Here is an 18,660-nt window from a genome sequence, read left to right as displayed (position 1 = left end):
GTTGCAGTAGTTAGGATTGTTCATTGAGACGATGTGTCGAGGCCAAGCCACGCGCAGGATGGGGTAGTCCTTAACCCACCATCTTTGAGAGATATCTATGTCCAAGTTCCTTTCCGCGCTAGGTCAACTCAGCGCACGCTTTCGATGGGTCGTGCTCAGTTCTTGGGCGTTGATCTTCGCCCTCCTCACCGCTGTCTTAGTTCTCGGGGGCATGAACGATCAGCCCGATGCCGAGGAGACTGCTCTTCCTGACACCGCGGCTTCTGCGGCGCTGGAACGAATGAATGCCGAGTTCCCCAGCACCGATCAATCTGGTGAGACGCTGCAACTGGTCTTTCACCCAGACGGCTCTCCGGTCACTGACGCCGATCTTGCCCCTCGGATCCAGCAGGTTTTGGATGAGGCGGCCCAGTTGCCCGGCGTTCAATCGGTCAGCGACCCCTTCGACCCCACGCGCCCGTATGTGTCTGAGGATCAAGAACTGGCCGTAGCCACCTTGGACTACGGGAACGTAAGTCCCGATGACGCCGAATCGTTTCAGAAGGCAGCCCAGAATTTTCAGGCCTCCGCTCCGGCGGATCTTGGAGCAGAGCTCGGGAATAATCTGGTCGCGCTAAGCGCCCCGCCGGCAGGGGTTGGTGAGGCAATCGGCGTCGTGGCCGCCTTCATCGTCCTGGCTCTGACTTTCGGTTCCCTACTGGCAGCGGGTGCGAACTTGCTGATTGCAGTCGTGGGAGTCGGGATCGGCGTTGTAGGTATCCTGGCTTATGGGACGTATGCCCCCATGGATGACAATGCCTTGATCTTGGCCGCGATGCTCGGCCTGGCAGTTGGCATCGATTACAGCCTGTTCATCCTGTCTCGGTACAAGACAGAACTACGTGCGGGCAAGACGGTCTCGGAGGCTATTGGCCAAGCCGTCGGCACCGCGGGCACCGCGGTAGTCTTTGCGGGGATGACGGTCATCGTCGCGCTGTGCGCTTTGATGGTGGCTGACATCGACTACGTCACTCAAATGGGCCTCGGGGCGGCCTTCGCGGTATTGACGGCCGTGCTGCTAGCCTTGACGATGCTTCCGGCGGTCATGAGAATTCTTGGGCTGCGCATCCTGACACGGGCACAAAGAGCCGCCTATCTTCGAGGGGATGATTCCACCGCCGTTGCCGGGTCAACCAAGCACGGAGTGATGTTTAAGTGGGGTGATTTCGTCGTCAAACGACCCGTTTTTTCGTTACTTGCCGGAGTGCTTACCCTAGTCGTTGTAGCTCTGCCGATGCTCAGCATGAAAACCGCCTTCAGCATCCCTGGAGGAGCTGATCCTCAGGGCACCGAGCGCAGCGCCTACAACCTCATCGTCGATGAATTTGGTGGGACCCAGAGCCCCCTGATGGTTCTCGTCGAGGGTTCCGAGGTTACCGATCATGTCGCTGAAGTCGAACAGGGCCTCACCGAGTACCCAGGCGTTCGTTCGGTTACCCCGGCGCAGGTCAACGACACCGGTGATTATGCTCGAATCATCGTCACCCCCGAGGGGGGCCCCATTGATGAGCGCACCAAGGACCTAGTCCATATGCTGCGCGATGAGGCTGACGCGGTTTCAGGGGTGCACTTGGAGGTCACCGGGGAGACGGCGATCGGTATCGATCAGGACGAGCAACTGATGTCAGCGCTGATCACCTACGTGTGTGTGATCGTTGTGCTGTCCATGATGTTGCTGATCGTCTTGTTCCGTTCCTTGTTGGTACCGCTGATCGCCACAGTCGGGTATCTACTCTCGGTAGGTGCATCCTTCGGTGCAAGTGTCGCGGTCTTCCAATGGGGATGGTTCGATCCGATCATCGCAGCGCCCCAGGGCGATCCGATGATGTCGCTGCTGCCTCTGATTCTGGTGGGCGTGCTCTTTGGGCTGGCCATGGATTACCAGGTCTTCCTGGTTTCCCGGATCCAGGAAATGTATCACCGGGGCTTGTCCCCGCGGGATGCCGTTCGTGAAGGTTTCGCCCGGTCCGGCCCAGTGCTGGTAGCTGCTGCCAGCATCATGGTCGTGGTCTTCGCCGGCTTCGCCTCTAGCTCTTTCGCGATCGGTGCGTCCATCGCACTGGGCCTACTGGTGGGAGTGGCAGCCGATGCCTTCATTGTGCGCCTGGTGTTGACCCCCGCACTACTGACACTATTGGGACACTCCGCTTGGTGGTTACCTCGTTGGTTGGATCGGATTCTGCCTGATGTCGATGTTGAGGGGCGAGCCCTCGAAAGCTCCGTTCAGAACACTCTACCGACGCGAGAAAGCGTCCATGCCTAAAACAGCAGGAGAGGATCTCGGAGGCTCAGACAGCAGCTTCGTACCGGAGCTTCACCCGGTTCAATCAAACGACCTTAGATGATCACGCTGCTACTTAGATAGAGATAGGGCCCCGGTCGTGGACCGGGGCCCTACTGGTACTTCGGGTGATCCTGCGGTGGATTTATGCATCACCCTAATTCAGTCGTCTACTGAATGGACCAGCCACCATCGGAGGGCAGAATAACTCCGTTGAGGTTCACTCCCTCATGGGAGAGGAGGAAGGTGATCGAAGACGCGAGCTGCTGGGCCGTAGCCAGAGTAGGGATCTGGGCCTGATACGGTTTCAGTCGCGCTGAGCCGGTGGCCGAGATGTTCGCTGGGAAGGGGATTCCGGTAGCGACCCCACCGGGTGCAACTGCGTTGACTCGGATTCCCTGAGGCCCGTACATGAACGCCGCCGACTTGGTCAGACCCACGACACCGTGTTTGGAAGCGGTGTATGAGCTTCCTGAGGCGTTGCCTCGCAACGAAGCTTCACTGGCAACATTGACGACAGAACCTCTGCCCGCGCTGAGCATAAGCGGAATGACCGCCCGTGTGAGCTTGAATATCCCCGTCAGGTTGATTGCCATCACCTTCTCCCACATCGCATCGCTGGTCTCGTGCAGCGGAGAGAAGTCATCGTTGATCCCTGCCACGTTAGCTAGAGCATCGATTCGACCGTCCGCGCTGGATACGATCGCATCCACCGATTCCTGACGGGTGATATCAGCCTCGACTGTCACAAGATCGAGTCCGGCTAGCTCCATGGCAAGTTCGTTGAGACGTTGGGCAGAGATATCCGCCGCGATGACGCGCCCACCTTCACGGGCCACCCGGGAGGCCGTGGCCTGTCCAATACCCGATGCTGCGCCAGTGACGACCACGGTCTGGCCGGCAAAACGGCCGCGGGTGATCTGCTCCTGCCAGCCGCTGGATTCTTCCACATCATCCTCGGCGGATTCGTGCACTTGACTCACAAGGTGATCGACCACTGACTGCGGGAGCTTGCCCTGGCTCAGAGGCACTAGCTGTTGCAGAGGTAACTGAGCCACTGCGCTCAGCGACTCAGCTGAGACACCCGAGCGAGTAAGCAACTCATCGATTAGTGGACCCCCAATGGGGCTGTCGATCCACTGTTGAATCGTGGAGTGGGCAGTAAGTCTGCTCATGATTTTTCCTTTCATCGGGGTGCAGGGTCTGAATCCGGGAGAGTCTCTACCCTCCATTGGACTGGCGAATTCCCTCAGCTAGAGCCTCGAAGGCATAGACCCAGCCTCCATCGGGACCGCTGATAGTGATGAACCCCTCCGTACTTCCAGGTTTGATAGCCACGTTGGTCGCCGATTCCCGACCTTGATCTTCAGGGGGGATCGAGATGGTACTCAGGTGTGTCCCCGTGGAGCTGTACACCTCGATCTCGGGTTTGCCGTGGAAGGCCTGATAGATGTTCCCCTGAGCATCAACAGCGGTGGAATCCACTCGTGTCTTACCAGCATTGAGGTTTATGGCAGGGTAGGCCGAGACGGCTCGACTCCGGTTCTCGTCCAGCCCGAGGTAATCGATCCGATTGGCGTTGTACTGGCTGATGTAAAGACCTTCATCGGTTTCGTCGAAGGTGATCCCGTTGGGAGACGGGAGGTTTTCAGCCAGGATTGACGCCTCACCGCCGGAGGAAATACGCACCACTCGTCCGAGGCTTTGCCAGCCTGGACCATCCATTCCGGTGGTATCGGATACATAAAGATGACCGTCGGGATCAAAGGCGATATCATCGGGACGCATCGTGTCTCCTTCGACCTCCCCGGCAAAAAGTACCTGAGGGTCCTGCCCCTGTTCGGTGATACTGATGATCGATCCACTGGCGATGTCGGTAAGGTAGATCCGACCATCCCGGGGGCTGAATTGTGCGGAGGTGTAGGCTCCTCGATCGTCGGTGAAGACGGTTTCCGATTCAGTTGATTCGAGGTCCACGGCCATGACCTTGGGTTCACCGGCTGGTGCCATAACATCGACAAGGTAGAGCCGACCGTCGGGACCGAAAGTGGGCCCTTCCAGCAGAGTTCCCCCGGTGAGCTCATGGGGTCGCGTAACCTGCATTACCTCATTGGCTTGTTGGTTACCATCGGCAGCATCGGTAGGGGCGCCGGATGGTCCTGAGCTTGCGCATGAGGCCAGCAAGATGCTTGTCGAGGCCAGACCCAATGCCATTAGGTTTCGTTTCATGTCTACACCTGCGTGGTGGTGAGGCGACGCTTTTCATCACGATCGCTGCAGACCAGGACGTCGTTTATGTTGTGTTGGCGCCAATGCCGTAGCAGTCGGTGAAAGACTACCGGTCCTGGCGAGAACGTCATGCCGGTAATCGAGCGCGTTCCTTCCCCGTTGTAGTACCCCGGGGTGCATTCGGCCTGGAAAGTCGAGGTATCGCGTGCAGTGGCCTGAACGGTTTGATACCAGGCTTCTTGGTCTTCAACCGTGGGTTCGACCCATCGGGCGCCTTCACAGTCGGCTCGTGAGATCACCTCTGCGACGTGATGAGCCTGCTCTTGGAGAATATGCACAAAGTTCACCGAGTTGGCGTTTTGCATCCCCCCTAGATGGAAGAGGTTAGGAAACCCATGGGTGTAGAACCCATGCAGGGTACGAGGCCCACGGCCCCATGTCTCGAGCAACTGTCTCCCACCCCGACCATGGACCGGAAGACTTCCCGAGACGACCCCGGAGACCCCGACGTCAAACCCGGTTGCAAAAACAATGCAGTCAACAGGGTACTCTCGCTCCCCCACCACGATCGATGTGTCGGTCACCTGTGTGATGCCACCGTTATCGGCGGCGTCGACGAGTTCTACGTTACTGCGGTTAAATGACTGCAGGTAAGTATCACTGAATCCGGGTCGCTTGCACATATAGCGGTACCACGGTTTGAGGATCTGGGCGGTGTGGGGATCATCAACGATCTCTTCCACCCGTGAGCGGATCCGTTCCATGGTCTCCGCGTCTTCGAACTCATCACGATGATCTCGTTCGGATGCTGAGAGGGATTCATCAACCGCGCCAGTCAAGATCATGCGCTGTAGATGCGGCGTTGCGGTCCATCCGTCTTCGACCAAGGACCGATCCACCGGTTCCCCGGCCAAAACATTCAAGAAGTTTTCCATCCGCTCTTGTTGCCACCCCGGCCCAAGGTTAGCTGCCCAGTGCGGATCGGTGGGGTGGTTATCCCTGATATCAACGGTTGAGGGTGTGCGCTGGAAGACCAGTAGCTGATGGGCATCCTCGGCGAGGTGTGGGACCACCTGAAGACCCGTTGCACCGGTTCCAAGTACGGCAACCCGTTTGTCTCGCAAACCGTACATACCCCCCTCGGGAGATCCACCGGTATAGCCATAGTCCCAACGACTGGTGTGGAAGGTGTGCCCTTGAAAACTCTCAATTCCGGGAATCCCGGGCAGTTTCGGCTGGGTCAAGGTCCCCGAAGAGACGACAACGTATCGGGCGGAGAACCGGTCGCCGCGATCCGTCTCCACCATCCACTGCCTCTGTTCTTCGTTCCAGTGCAACGCGGTCGCGCGGGTCTGAAACAATGCGTCGCGGTAGAGGTCATACTGGGTGGCGATGCGCACGGCATGTTCTCGGATCTCTTCGCCGGGGGCGTAGCGCCACTTGGGAATATATCCGGTCTCTTCCAGTAGCGGCATGTAGACGTAGGACTCGATATCGCAGTGGATTCCCGGGTACCGATTCCAATACCAGGTACCACCCACGTCCCCGGCCTCATCCATCAACCGAACCGATTCGATCCCCCGGTCGCGCAGGAAGGCCGAGGTCAGCAGACCGCCGAAGCCGGCCCCAATTACAAGCACCTCAACGGCGGAGTTCACTGGGTCCCGATCGATCCAAGGCGTATAGGGATCCTTGGCGTAGTACCCGAATTCGCCCGAGGCGGGACGGTACTGGTTCACGCCGTCAGGACGGATCCGCCGGTCTCGTTCAGCGGCATACTTCGCACGCAGCGCTTCGAGGTTGATGGTAGTGGGTGCTGATCGTGTCACGAGAGCCTTTCTGCTCGAAAGGGAACCAACAAGCGGGGGCCACTTGCGGGCTTCGAGATGGTCGGGGGTCGGGCCATCGGAGACGGGCCCGGATGGCGTGATCGTCCCCAAAGGTTAGCATCAGGCTAAGCAGTTGGGCGTGGGAGAAGCCTGGGAATCCTATGATGGACTGATGGATACCGAGATGATGCAGCAAGCCCGAGGCCGGATCGAGGCTTTGACGATCGCTATTTCGGTGCGATCAGTCCCTCTGATCATCGGGCCGCTACTGGAAACAAACCTCACCATCAAGCAGCTGCAGGTGCTGACGACCCTGGCAACGGTCGAGACCATGAGCTCCAGTGACCTAGCCCGCGCGTTTAGCGTCAGCCCGGCCACCATTTCACGAATCGTGGACAAATTAGAAAACAGGGATCTGATTAGAAAAGTCGAATCGGAGAAAGATCACCGAGTCCGCCAGATTTGCCTTACGAACCTGGGGCGGGATGTAGTTGGCAAGCTACTAGCAGCCCGACCCGAATTGGGCGAAGAAATTCTTTCCCGACTCTCTTTGACCGAACTAAACGCCCTTGAAGTGGGGCTTTCAGCCATCAATCGGGAACTTCACCATCGACCTTGACAATCACATGTGTAACAGTGTCGTTAAATTAGACATAGGCACATAAAATTCTACATCAAACGAATCTAGCGTTAATAAAATTTGGGCCGACTTTTTGACACACACGACGCAGCCACAGTTTTGCGTCTTCCAGGATTTTTCAGAGCATGATCATAGAACCGGAACGTAACGGCGAGTTACGGTTTGGGTTATACGGGCACACAGATGCAACTCTAAGTCTCGAATTTCCACATCAACAGTGACGCAGCTACCGTCAAAGTGCAAGGGGCGCGCCACTGCTTTCGCCACCCCAAAGAGAGGCCGGAAGAACCTGGCGGTCACTTCGGTCGTCACCGGAATCGAACCGTCTTCTCTCACCACGGTAGCCATCGCCTGGGCCGCTGCATCGGCCAGTGCCATGACAGCACCGTTGTGGAGGCTACCTCCAGCAGTGCGGAGATCTCGTCTCGAATCCAGTTTTGCATGCACACGATCGTCAGCGATTAGCGGGAAGGCGATTCCTAGCGTCCGAGTCAACGGCACCATCCGATGGATGTACGCCTGGGTCAGTAGAGTCATATCTTAGATATTACCGATCACCTGGCTCCAGCACCAGCAATACTTTTAGCAGCTTCGGAAGCTGTCGCACGACCATCATGTGATCCACCCCTGGATTCTTTCAAAGTACTGACTGACACAAATTATAAAAATATTCCTCTCGGAAAACGGTCAGTCCGAAGTATCCCACTAGCTTCACCATCAGCGACCTTTAGCCACCACCCCCCTCGTTGACTTTAGCATCTCCATAACCACAAAAATTGATTATCTCAGCAATATCGACCCGACTAATCCACCTTCACCTCAAGGTCGAAACAATCATAGCCACTCATTATGACTAAAAATCTTGCTTCCCGCCCTACTGATTCTGGTGTGGTTCGACGCCACCGGTATCGGAGGGCATTATTTGGGCAAGATTTTTGAGGTCTCCTCAGAGTCGGCCACCGACAGGCTTCCCGAATCTGCGGAATCCACACAGGTCGCTGAAGCAGCCTCCGCTTTCTCCGATTCTGACGCCGTTCCCGCTATCTTGGTCTTCGAACGAGAAGACAGCCTCGAAGCCAGCGATCAGGAGTTTGCCTCAACAGCGGGATAGCGTTTGGTTGATCAGGGCTTGGTAGGAAACCAGGCCTCTCCGCCTATTCCTTCCGAAGATGGTCAGGTCATCCAACTGGTGGCCCCGATCTCCCCCGATGTTGAGACGAGCGAAGCTGTCGATACCATCCGTGCTGATTTGGAGGACGGCCCACCTTCAGGCCTACGTCACCGGGCCCGTCGGCTTCAGCATCGACCTCTCTGAAGCGTTATCTCGCATTGATGGCTACCGCTGGTGCTGGCCTTGGCTTTTTTATTCGTTATCTTGCTGGTGGTCTACCGGTCCCCGATCCTCCCGATCCTGGTCCTTCTGACCTCTTTGGCCGCGCTCTCGGCTTCTATCCTGGTGATCTGGAATCTTGCCAACGCCGGTGTCCTTACGATCAACGGCCAGACCCAGGGCATTTTGTTCATCCTGGTCATCGGCGCCGCCACGGACTACTCGTTGCTCGACGTCGCCTGATACCGCGAGGCATTGAGAACTCATCAGGATCGGTTGCCAGCGACCCGAGTCGCTTTGGAGGGAACCCCCGAACCGGTCGCTGCCTCCGGGGGAACGGTGATCGCGAGTCTGCTGTGTCTGCTGGTCTCGGAATTGAAGACCAACGCAGCCTTGGGACCTGTCGCCGGCACCGGGATCATGTGTTTGATGTCGGCAGCGCTAAGCTTCGTGCACGCGTTGCTCTACCTCTGCGGCCGGGGCGCATTCTGGCCTTTCCGACCTCAGTTCACCGGCGCGGATACCGCCTCGGATTATCGACTCTGGGGCCGTGTGGCCGGTTTCGTCAGCCACTCCCCCGGAAGATCTAGATCTGCAGTGCCGTTCTGTTGGGCATTATGGCCGTACTGGCTACCTAGTTCCGGGCCGACGGTGTTCAACAGTCCGATCTAATCCTTCCAGAACGGAAATTCTGGGACCAGGTCATCGTCCCCCGCTCATTCTCCGCCCGATCACGACCACCGCCGACCTGCACCAGGCGCTGAACACCTACACCCAGCGCACCGCGGCGCGACTTGAACGTCACGGCAAGATGGCGCAAGTCGTTTTTCCTTCGCAGGCACCAGTCACTACACAGACGGCCACGACTTCTACCCACGCATCACGGGCACAGCTCACCAGCTCGCCGCGGACCCTATCGCGCCCACATACGCACCGGGGCAGCTGTTAGACAGTGTGGATTTCACGGCCGGCGCCCGGTTCGGAATGATGCTGACCGGCTTCCACCGCGCCGGCGAGCAACCCGCCCTGGACATCTTGAGCAACAAACCGGTCGCCGAGGGGCTGGCCAGGCGGATCAAGACCGTGAGCCGCAAGGTCGGCTGCGGCGTCGTGTGGATGGGATGGACCGCTCCCCCGCCAGGCCGATGCACCGCTAGATGCTCTCAGCGTGCACAACCACACACTGGCGATCACCCCTCTCACCGAGTGGGCACTACTGAACGATCCCTGCATCGATTTGTGGGAGCACAATGCCCGAAACGACTTGCCCCCCCCCTCTCAACAAAGCGGACGCAAAGAATCTGGAGATCCATGCCGGGTCCTACGAGCCCTTCAATCTGGCGGAGAAATCGCCGACACCGAGATTCTCCCGGTCATCGGCGACTAAACCTTCCTATTCATCTACCCGCCTGATCATCGACGATCTACTCAGCAGCGGCCAGAGCATCGTCAGGTTCAGCTTGGCTGGTCCCCACCTCTGCGGGGAGGTCATCCCCGTTCCGACCAACTGGAACAACACCTACCCCGGTGAAGGCGGCTACTACGGGCGCGTCGACACCCTCGCCTTCATGCGCGCATACAAGCCCGCCGTCGTGGCCGGGCAGAAGGAGCTTGAACTCATGTCCCACGAATACGACCAGCTCAAGGCCCAGATGGACCGGATGGAGCGCACCCTCGGCATCGTCCGCGGCGGCATCTTCGACCGCTTCTCCTACAGCGGCAAGCCGGGCACCCTCGAGCGCGGCGTGATCCACCTGCTCAAGGACATCAACCGGAACACCTGGAACACCAAGAAGATGGTCCGCTACCTGTTCAACATGCTGCGGATCGGCACCCCCGGCGTCATCTCCGACGGCCGCCTCGGCGGGAAGATGCGCAAGCTCCTGAGCTACAAGAAGGCCGAGGACGGCCAGGCTCGGCGTACTGAGTGGGAAGCCGACGCCAAGCGCAACTACGACTTCAACTAAGGAGACCCCTTGAACCTTCTCAACGAGATCATCCCCGACCAGTACCGCAAGCCCGTCTACGCAGCCTTCGCCGTCATCGGCGCCGTGCTCGGTACCATCCAGGTCATCTACGGCGGCGCCGGCCCCGAGTGGGTGGACGCGGCCCTGAACGCCTACGCCTACGTCGGTACCGCCCTGGGCTTCACTGCGGCCGCGAACGTGCTCAACGGCAAGCCCACTCCCCCGGTCACTCAGGTCGACGAGGACCTGCCGATGATCGAGTCGGACTACGAGGCCGACAACCGTGAGCCCGAGGTCGCCGAGACCGGAGCCACCGTGCCCGACGCCCCGCTGACCGATGAGCCCGTCGGCTCCGACGAGCTGGAGAACCTGACCGTGGCCGCCCCCTACGATGGCCGCCACACGGCCTAACGACAAGCCCCCTCCCTACTGGACGTGATGTCCGGCGGGGAGGGGGCTTTTTCTGTATCCTGGAAAACATTTTATGTTTTCTGGTTTCTGGTTTCTAGAAAATGTAATATGGTTTCTGGTAAGCTGGCCTCATGGCTCTCACAGTAACGCTTCTATCCTCGAAGGGCGGGGTCGGCAAGACCACCGCCTCGATGCTCATCGCCACATCGCTCTCGCGACGGGGCTACGTCGTGGAGGTCTGGGACGCAGACCCGCAGGCGTCCGCAACAACCTGGGCGGAAATGGCTTCGGAGGAGGGAGACCCGTTGCCGTTCAAGGTCACGCCGGCCAACATCGCCACGCTCAAGTCCCGCAAGCCCGAGGCGGAGGTCCTTATCATCGACACGCCCCCGGGTGAGGCTGGGATTCAGACGCCGGCCGTCCGGCGGTCAGACATGGTCATCATCCCCACCGGTTCGAGCTGGCTGGACGTCGATCGCATGTGGAGCACTCTGGCCAGCATGGGCAACGTGCCCGCCATCGTTTTGCCGTCTCGGGTGAACACGCGCACCCGGAAATATCGGGATCTGGTCGAAGCACTCGAGGGGGCTGAGGTCGCGGTGTTCGACACGACGGTGAAGGAGCTGGAATCGTACCGCGACCTGCCGGGCACCAACCCCAAGAAGATCGGCGGATTCAGCAGCATCACCACCGAAATGCTCGACCTGATGGAGATGAAGCGATGAGCCCGAATCTAAACCGCCCCAGCAAGCTTGATCGCATGAAGTCACACGGTGTCACCGCCGAGGCCGACATGGAGCAGGCATATCGCCCCATCGACGATGGCGTCGAGACGGAGAAGGTCACTTACATCCTGCCTGTAGAGCAGCACGAGCGACTCCGGCAGGAGAAGCGGAGGCTGCGCAAGGCCGGGGTCAAGGTGACGCTCTCCGACCTGGTCAGCCAGGCGATCGACGTCAAGTTCCCACCAGAAACCAGTTAGCTGTTTCCCAGAAACCAGAAGACCCCTTGCCAGAATGCGTGTTCCTGGTAAGGGGTTTTCTGGTTTCTGTCTACACGGCCAGCTTGATTCGGACCATGACCCCGAGATCGCTGTCGGTCCGGAGGACCTGTCGGCCGTTGATGATCACCGTGGGCTGCTCACCAGCCTGGCTCAGGGCGGTCAGATCTTGCGCCGTGGCTCCAATCTTTTCGAGCACACAGGTCGCATCGGCCTGGTCGATGTCGGACAGCTCGTGGCCACGGTTTTCGTAGTACTTCACCGAGTCGGGGGTGTCCCAGGAGAGGAACAGATCCCGACTCGAGTTGCCGGCGCCGAGGTTGGCCGACTGGCGATTCTCAAGACCGCAGATCTTCACTGCATCGAGCGGTTCGGTGGGCTCAGAGTTACCAACCGCGGCCGGGACCATCACGAGGATGCCGAGAAGAAGTCCCCCACGCCGGCAAGAAGGGGGAGGAGCCAGCGCCGGACGGTACGTTGAGGCCGGTGAAGGAGGAACGGGGCATAGGGCGAGGGGTTCATGCCAGTCGTCCTTGCGGTCTAGATTTAGGGAGCACCCAGTCGGGACCGAGTGGGGCGACGGATACGCCGGGGGAGAGGTTCCAAGCGGTAGTGAACTGGAGGCTCGGGGGAGTCCTATGACTACCTGTTGCTTGGGCGGTGTCACCCCCCTGGAGGGAGCGCTCACGCAGGAGTGCCTGGGCCCACTCTGCGGCCCGTCGGAAGTAGCGCCGTACCGTCCTCACATCGCATTCCAGGGCTCTCGCGATCGCCGAGGCAACTTCGCCCCGTCGACGTAGGCGCGCAGCCTCACGGGCACGCTCAAGCGCCCGCTCGGAGACTTTCTCGCGCGCAACCTCGAGATTGGCCACCGCGGCGACCAGCTTGGGTGCAGTTCGAGCCCGGCCGCCACGACGTCCCAGGGCCGATAGGTACGCGTCGGGGGCATCCGTGGCCACCCGTTGTCGGCCTTTGCCGCGGTGGACCTGCCGGATGGCGGAGGCGGCGATCCCATCGACCTCGCGGCCCCCGAGTGGTGCTGGCAGTTCGGAGTTGATCTGGTGGGCGATCGCGTGCGCGTGCTCCTCGACCCGCCGGCCGTCACGGTGGATCTTCCACAGCCTGGTCCGGGTCGCATAGAACACCGCGCAGTTTCGGCCGAGCGCCCGGTCCTCGGCGTGCTCGGTGAGCGCACGATCGACTTGCGTGTGCGCACGGCCGCCCGGCACGGGGTTCCACAGTTTCGGCTGCTCATCGACGTATCCCAACGCTTCAAGGGCGGGATCGACGAACTCCGTCAGGTGCTTCTTAAGATCTCGCAGCGCCCACGGCTCAGCGCGCCTGGAGTAGGTGACCTCGCCAGCGGGGGAGTGGGCGAAAGGGTTGCGCACCAGGTGCCCGGTGAAGTGCGGATCACCGCCGGCAGCGTTGGTCAAGGCATTGCGCACGGCCTCGAAGAACAGACGCGGTCGCGGAGCGGCACCCTCACCGATGTAGACGGGGTCGATCATCCAGAAGCCCTGGGCGTGGCCGTTGGCCGGGTTGGTGACAATCGCGTGCGGGCGGGGGAGACCCGGGTAGAGCAGACGCTCGAGCCCGTCCCCCTCATCAACATCGACGCAGATGAAGTTCATCCAGTCGGGGTGGTTGAGCTGGATGAAGGGGTAGCGGCGAGAGTCACCGCGGACCAGGTGGGCCTGGTTCTTCTCGTGGCCACCGCTGAATCGAACCAGCCGGTGGTGAGCACGCAACACTTCGGCCATCGACGACCGCCCGGAATTGAGCGTGCGAGACGAAGGCGACGTGGCGTAACGGGTGGCGGGTACGTCGAATCCTGGTACTATGGACACAACGAACCTCGGAATCGCTTATACAACGAGTCTCCTGGTTCTTGAATCCCGGCAGTTTTGGTCGACAGCGGGATTCACATATGACGAATGGCGGTCCCTCTTGGCGGAGGGGCCGCCAGTATTTTAACTGGCTTGTTTCAGATCAAGCTCGGACTGACCTTCCACTCCGACAGCTCTTCCGATGATTTGGGCAATAAACGCAGACTCAGACAGACCAGCCTCTCGGGCACACTGTGCCAGCCGTTCGGCGACCGGCTGCTCAAGTCGAGTCTTCTTAGCCGTTCGCCCCGATGTGCGAGATGCATACGTTGTTGCCATGTCGCCTATCATGGCATAAGCGTCCCCACTTCACACCCCACGCCACGCTCAAGGCACGAATAATCCCAGATCGTGCATCTCGAAGCCTTGGGCTCAAGGGCGGGTACTTTGGGTCCAGTAGTCCCTGGATAGGGGGTATTCTCAGATGATTGCGAGGGTTTCTAGGTGGCCGTGCAACAGGTCGAACTGCCCATCGGTGGGATCACCGGACGCGCAGATGGTGAAGTCACGAGATTTCAGGGTGTTCGATATGCCCTGGCAGAGCCGCAAGGTGTGCCGCGAGCTCTCACCGCAGCAAGTCGGGAAGCGGATGTGATCCAGGTCGAGCACCCGCCGGCGTCCCCGCAGACCAGCTCGGTCATGCTCGAGACCCTGCTCGGCGGGTTTCCCGAGCACATCGGCCAGGACCCGCGGTGCCAGTTCCTCTCCGTGACGGCTCCCGAGTCGGCCCGGCGGGGGGAGCGGCTTCCGGTGATGGTGTGGATCCACGGCGGCGGCAACGCCAACTCCAACCCGGAGTTCTCCGTCTACGACCCGCGCTGGCTGGTCGAGGAGCAGCGGGTCGTGGTGGTCAAGCCGACCTACCGGCTGGGCTATCTCGGCTTCGGCGGGCACCGCGCGGACCACTTGCCGAACCTCGGCGCCATGGACCTGCTGGAGGCGCTGCGCTGGGTCCAGGCGCACATCGGCGCCTTCGGCGGGGACCCCGAGAACGTGACCCTGTTCGGTCAGTCCTCCGGCGGGGACATGGCGCTGTCCCTGATGGGCACCCCTTCGGCGGACGGGCTGTTCCGCCGCGTGATCGCCCAGAGCCCGCCCCTGGGCATCCGGGGCATGAGCGCACGGTTGCGGGCGAAGGTCACCGCCAAGCTCGACGCCGAGGCGGCGGCCCACGCGGCCCCCACCCTGATCGAGTACCAGCAGGCGATCGAGAAGGCCGCCTGGCTCTACGGCTCCGGCTTCATGCCCTTCGGCATCCAGTGGGACGCCGCGCCGTTCGCCGGGCCCGGGACCAAGCGCGCCAAGATCCTCACCGGCGCGCGGGGCCGGGACGTGCTGATCGGGACCAACGACGCCGAGTCGGGCATGTACCTGCCCGCCATCCCTGGCATCAAGAGCATCTACGACGACCCGCGCTGGGCGCGGTGGGTGCGCCTGCTGCTGGTCCGCCCCACCACCTACGGGATCTTCTCGGGCGCCTCGCGGAGGCTGTCCCGGGCGCTGAGGTCCGCGGCGGCGTCGAGTGCGTACTACCGCTTCTCCTGGACCCCGACGCCGGCCACGGCGGCCATCCACATGGCCGAGCTGCCGCTGCTGTTCGGCGGTCCGGGTAACGAGACCTGGAGGGGTTCGCCCCTGCTACCGGTGGAAACCGACGCTGAAATTACCCGTGCTGAGACGGCAGGGGGCAAGCTGCGGTCGATCTGGGGGCGGTTTGCACGAGTAGGGCAGATCGAAAACGGTGACGGGCTGGAGGGTGGATTGAGGGTCGAGTAAGCCGGCCACCGGGCACAGCATGGGGTCAGGGATACCCATCGAAAGTGACATCCGACTAAGGTTGGAGGCGGCCACCTCTTCCCTCTTAGAAAGCGTTGATCTGTGCGGTTGACCCAGGACGAGCTCGAGGCGTGGGCGGATCAGTTCTACGCCCAGATGGGCCAGCCGCGGACCTGGAGCGTCCTCGCCGCCGATGCCGGCTTCAAGTACATCACCTTGAACGTGCAGCGTAAGCAGAACCGCATCGACCCTGGGGTGATCATCCACGCCAGCCGAGCCTATGGGCACAACCCCTTGAGCGAGTTGGCCCGCGTGCAGCGTTTCGCCGAGGTCGCACCACCGGGAGCCATCCCCGATCCTCGTGTGCTGGCCGCGACGATGAACCCCGGATATGTCTACCGTGAGATCGGCAATCGGGCGCTGCGGGCAGATCAGCCCCAGGCGATCAGCCGGGCAGCAGTCTACGACGCGCAAATGGTGCAAGGGGAAGAGTGGATCAGCTACCCCCACCGGTTCGCCATCTGGTTGGATGTCGCGACCCCACGTGGCTCACGGGAGGTCATGGCTGAAGCGCTGGGCCTGAAGACCAAGCCAATGAGCATGCGTCTGAACGGATCAGCTGAGTTCCGCATCGACGAGATCATCGAAGGTGCCCAGGCTCTTGGGCTCGATCCGGTCCTTGGGCTGGTCCTTGGCGGGTACATCGAACCTCAGGAGGCCGGCTACTCCGAGTCCCTACGGGTGGATGCCATCCGGGGAATCGCCGATGACCAATTGCTCGAGATCGCCCAAGTCCAAGCGAGATACTTGCAGGGAGACCTTCAGGATTTGAAAGTCCTGGATGAGCACAGCGCATTGAACTAAAGGAGTGGTGATGACGCTCTCCGACTACGTGGCCGTCATCTTCCTGAGCGGGCTGATCACCAGTCTGGCAGTACGGTTACTGACCCCGGGGCGTGGGTCGACGAAGACTCTTCTGATCTGTCAGTGTTTGGTTGTCTACACCGTGACCGTATCTTTGAGTTTCGTCTTTCCCGTCTACGACGCCATGCTGGGCGGGCGGAGCTACGCCAATCTACTGAGTCACCTGGTGCTCATCCTCGTCTATGCCCTCCTGAGCCGGGAGATCTCCCGGCCGTTTCTGCGCGGTGGACCGGTTCCCCTGCTGCTGAGGAACTGGGTGTTCATCACCGCCGCCATCGGAACGGTGCTCTCTTTCGCCTCATTGAGCATCGGATTCAGCTCCCGCGGAGCGGACGAGTTCATCGGTGAGATTGGATGGATCGCCTACTGGCTGTTCAGCACGATGGGCCTATGGCTGGTGGCCTTCCAGATGGTGCCCCTGCTCGTGAAGGCCCGGAGAAATCCCCGGCTGCGGAAGCTGAGGTCAAGCTACTTCTGCCTGATGCTCGGGTACGCGATGTCGGTACTGATGGCAGTCGGTTACATCCTCACGTGGGTGGACCCTGATCTGGTGCCGGTGCGTGAGGTGGTCGTGTTGTTGACGATGCTCGCCCTGGTTATCTCGCTCATCCTGGTCCCCTTCGCGAAACATCGGCGTCTCAATGCTGGTGCCGGGGTCGCCCTCGGCCAGCATCGCCGATGGCGACAGCCCTGCGAACGAGTCAGACATATAACTTGACTCGAAACGCCTAGTAGGTACTAATATGTGAGTGTAGCTAGTTGTTGCACTCAAAATTGAGGCGGTCAACCAGTCCGCATCACCACCATATCCACCGGTCAGTACGCTGCCCGTTGGTTCAGTGCGCCCTAGCTGCATCATTACCGATGGAATGAGGGCAATCATGATCCGGCAGAGTCTTAGTCGACCAGACCCTGCAAGCACCCCGGCAATTTCTGATGCCGTGAGAGTGTCCGATCTTCTTTCGAAGCTTCTGCGCTCGAGAGACTAATACGACCCCTTCCCTGCGCGAGCAAGCGCATGTGCCCTCATGCCTCATCGGCGCGCGGGGGAGGGGTTCTACCTCCATGACCAATCTACGAGAGTTGGCGCGGGGATTAGGGCGCGTCCAGCGAGTCTCCGCGGAAGTAGGCCAAGAACGCCTGAAGGACCTCGTCGACACGTTCGGGGTCGAGGGAGTACCTGACAGGCCTGCCCACTCCGGGCACCTGCTCGGCGATCACCAGCCCCTGTTCGCGAAGGTACTGCAACTGGTGCGAAGCACTGGTCCACGAGACGTCCAGGTCCCCGATGATCTCGGCCCGGAACTTCGGCCCATCCTGGAGCCTGCGGATGATAGCCAAGCGCAGCGCGTTGCCAAACGAATATACGGCGGCAAGGACTTCGGGGCTCTGGTCTTCGACGGGTTTCATGGACGGCACGCTCCTCATTGTCTCAAAAAAGTTCGATATTCGTATGCTCAAGTATTATTGCAGGAGACTGGGCAATATGCCTAGACTCTTGCTATAAACGACCTTGAAGACCAGAAGGAGGTGTGATCCCATGCCAGAGCCACGTCATCGCGGAACACACCGCGTGAGGACTCGCGTCATCGCGCTGCCCTTGCTCGCCGCTGGGATTGTCTCGGCCTGGTGGATCGGAACCCCCGCTCCGGATGAGCAGGCTTCATCTGCTCATGTCCAGGTCGCCTCCGACGGAACGAAGCAGGCACCCGCGCCCGAACGCACCTACCGGGCAAGCACTTGTGACCTGGCGCCGCAGCGGGGAGCCACCCCGGCGCCGCTGTCCTGGGAGATTCCGGCGATCGGACAACGCGCTGGTTTTCAGCCCTCCGGTAAGAACGGCGCGAGCATCGAACTGCCCGACGCCCCGGCTGGGACGATCTACGCCGATGACGCACCCCTGGGCGCAGAACACGGCGCGGTCCTTCAAGCCGGGCACGTCGACTACGCCCCCGGGGTGCTCTCTGAGGCCGGCGGGGAACTCTCCCCGTGGGGATACCTGCACCAGATCCCCGAATGCTCACACGTCTATCAAGCCGATGAGGCCGGGACCGTGCACGAGTACGTGGTCACCGACGTCTACACCGTCGCCCAAGATGACCTGCCCGCCCAAGACGAGCTGTTCCGTCTCGACGGGGACCCCGCGCTGTACATGATCACCTGCTCGGGCCCGTCGGTCGAAGACGCCGGCGGGGCTTTCGCCTTCAACTACTCCCACAACCTGATCGTCAAGGCCGTGCCGGCTCAGACGGCGTAACCCCAAGGAGGACTTTGTGAACACCGGTCAGCGTCGCCTCTCATCCCTGGACGGGCCCACCGTCTGGGGATCACCCGTGGGGGAGGGG

18 protein-coding genes and 1 pseudogene are annotated in these 18,660 nt (G+C 60.6%); 12 read left to right on the top strand and 7 right to left on the bottom strand.

The genetic code is table 11. The annotated features are described in order from the left end of the window. Positions 1-97: 97 nt before the first annotated feature. Complete coding sequence (locus tag NBM05_RS03945; RefSeq protein WP_254165271.1) at positions 98-2,302, top strand: MMPL family transporter; 2,205 nt, start codon at positions 98-100, stop codon at positions 2,300-2,302. A gap of 188 nt (positions 2,303-2,490) precedes the next feature. Here the strand turns inward: NBM05_RS03945 and NBM05_RS03940 are convergent, their stop codons facing one another. From NBM05_RS03940 to NBM05_RS03930, 3 genes are read right to left on the bottom strand one after another with little or no spacing between them, the layout of a single operon-like run. Further along, the gene (locus tag NBM05_RS03940; RefSeq protein ID WP_254165270.1) at positions 2,491-3,495 is read right to left on the bottom strand and encodes an SDR family NAD(P)-dependent oxidoreductase; all 1,005 of its coding nucleotides are present in this window, start codon (positions 3,493-3,495) and stop codon (positions 2,491-2,493) included. A gap of 46 nt (positions 3,496-3,541) precedes the next feature. After that, positions 3,542-4,549: an SMP-30/gluconolactonase/LRE family protein gene (locus NBM05_RS03935; RefSeq protein WP_254165269.1), complete on the bottom strand. Its 1,008-nt coding sequence runs from the start codon at positions 4,547-4,549 to the stop codon at positions 3,542-3,544. Between the two features lie 2 nt (positions 4,550-4,551). Continuing rightward, the gene (locus tag NBM05_RS03930; RefSeq protein ID WP_254165268.1) at positions 4,552-6,378 is read right to left on the bottom strand and encodes a flavin-containing monooxygenase; all 1,827 of its coding nucleotides are present in this window, start codon (positions 6,376-6,378) and stop codon (positions 4,552-4,554) included. Positions 6,379-6,550: 172 nt separating this feature from the next. On the opposite strand from NBM05_RS03930, the gene NBM05_RS03925 reads away from it, so the two are divergent. Beyond that, complete coding sequence (locus NBM05_RS03925; protein WP_254165267.1) at positions 6,551-6,997, top strand: MarR family winged helix-turn-helix transcriptional regulator; 447 nt, start codon at positions 6,551-6,553, stop codon at positions 6,995-6,997. A gap of 150 nt (positions 6,998-7,147) precedes the next feature. Here NBM05_RS03925 and NBM05_RS03920 read toward each other — a convergent pair whose 3' ends face one another. Then, positions 7,148-7,555, bottom strand: coding sequence for a PaaI family thioesterase (locus NBM05_RS03920; protein WP_302183673.1), 408 nt, complete (start codon positions 7,553-7,555; stop codon positions 7,148-7,150). Positions 7,556-7,904: 349 nt separating this feature from the next. On the opposite strand from NBM05_RS03920, the gene NBM05_RS03915 reads away from it, so the two are divergent. The 6 genes and pseudogenes from NBM05_RS03915 (at position 7,905) to NBM05_RS03890 (ending at position 11,708) form a co-directional block, all read left to right on the top strand. Continuing rightward, a complete protein-coding gene (locus NBM05_RS03915) occupies positions 7,905-8,129 on the top strand; it encodes a hypothetical protein (RefSeq protein WP_254165266.1) in 225 nt (74 codons plus the stop codon). Positions 8,130-8,363: 234 nt separating this feature from the next. Next, positions 8,364-9,020 (top strand): annotated as a pseudogene (locus NBM05_RS03910) (MMPL family transporter). A 788-nt stretch (positions 9,021-9,808) separates the two neighbouring features. After that, positions 9,809-10,315: a hypothetical protein gene (locus NBM05_RS03905; protein ID WP_254165265.1), complete on the top strand. Its 507-nt coding sequence runs from the start codon at positions 9,809-9,811 to the stop codon at positions 10,313-10,315. 9 nt (positions 10,316-10,324) lie between these two features. After that, the gene (locus NBM05_RS03900; protein ID WP_254165263.1) at positions 10,325-10,726 is read left to right on the top strand and encodes a hypothetical protein; all 402 of its coding nucleotides are present in this window, start codon (positions 10,325-10,327) and stop codon (positions 10,724-10,726) included. A 131-nt stretch (positions 10,727-10,857) separates the two neighbouring features. Continuing rightward, positions 10,858-11,451, top strand: a complete 594-nt coding sequence (locus NBM05_RS03895) for a nucleotide-binding protein (RefSeq protein WP_254165261.1) — start codon at positions 10,858-10,860, stop codon at positions 11,449-11,451. Between the two features lie 35 nt (positions 11,452-11,486). Continuing rightward, positions 11,487-11,708: a hypothetical protein gene (locus NBM05_RS03890; RefSeq protein ID WP_254165259.1), complete on the top strand. Its 222-nt coding sequence runs from the start codon at positions 11,487-11,489 to the stop codon at positions 11,706-11,708. A 70-nt stretch (positions 11,709-11,778) separates the two neighbouring features. Here the strand turns inward: NBM05_RS03890 and NBM05_RS03885 are convergent, their stop codons facing one another. Together NBM05_RS03885 and NBM05_RS03880 are read right to left on the bottom strand one after the other, a co-directional pair. After that, complete coding sequence (locus NBM05_RS03885) at positions 11,779-12,138, bottom strand: hypothetical protein (RefSeq protein ID WP_254165257.1); 360 nt, start codon at positions 12,136-12,138, stop codon at positions 11,779-11,781. Between the two features lie 106 nt (positions 12,139-12,244). Then, positions 12,245-13,489: a replication initiation protein gene (locus tag NBM05_RS03880; protein WP_254165255.1), complete on the bottom strand. Its 1,245-nt coding sequence runs from the start codon at positions 13,487-13,489 to the stop codon at positions 12,245-12,247. A 570-nt stretch (positions 13,490-14,059) separates the two neighbouring features. On the opposite strand from NBM05_RS03880, the gene NBM05_RS03875 reads away from it, so the two are divergent. From NBM05_RS03875 to NBM05_RS03865, 3 genes are all read left to right on the top strand, one after another. Then, positions 14,060-15,391 carry a carboxylesterase family protein gene (locus NBM05_RS03875; RefSeq protein ID WP_309248108.1) on the top strand — a complete coding sequence of 444 codons (1,332 nt, stop codon included), beginning with the start codon at positions 14,060-14,062 and terminating at the stop codon, positions 15,389-15,391. Between the two features lie 102 nt (positions 15,392-15,493). Next, a complete protein-coding gene (locus NBM05_RS03870; RefSeq protein WP_254165251.1) occupies positions 15,494-16,255 on the top strand; it encodes a hypothetical protein in 762 nt (253 codons plus the stop codon). Positions 16,256-16,265: 10 nt separating this feature from the next. Beyond that, the gene (locus NBM05_RS03865; RefSeq protein WP_254165249.1) at positions 16,266-17,033 is read left to right on the top strand and encodes a hypothetical protein; all 768 of its coding nucleotides are present in this window, start codon (positions 16,266-16,268) and stop codon (positions 17,031-17,033) included. A gap of 377 nt (positions 17,034-17,410) precedes the next feature. Here NBM05_RS03865 and NBM05_RS03860 read toward each other — a convergent pair whose 3' ends face one another. Then, positions 17,411-17,725 (bottom strand): ArsR/SmtB family transcription factor, encoded by a 315-nt coding sequence (locus tag NBM05_RS03860; protein WP_254165247.1) that lies wholly within the window; start codon positions 17,723-17,725, stop codon positions 17,411-17,413. A gap of 163 nt (positions 17,726-17,888) precedes the next feature. Here NBM05_RS03860 and NBM05_RS03855 point away from each other — a divergent pair, with 163 nt between their 5' ends. Further along, positions 17,889-18,572 (top strand): class F sortase, encoded by a 684-nt coding sequence (locus NBM05_RS03855; protein WP_254165245.1) that lies wholly within the window; start codon positions 17,889-17,891, stop codon positions 18,570-18,572. Positions 18,573-18,660 lie beyond the last annotated feature (88 nt).

Origin of the sequence: Rothia santali (genome assembly GCF_024199905.1) — a bacterium.
Classification (GTDB): domain Bacteria; phylum Actinomycetota; class Actinomycetes; order Actinomycetales; family Micrococcaceae; genus Rothia; species Rothia santali.
The sequence above is the reverse complement of the archived record's forward strand: the minus strand, read 5'-3'. Positions and strand labels throughout refer to the sequence as shown.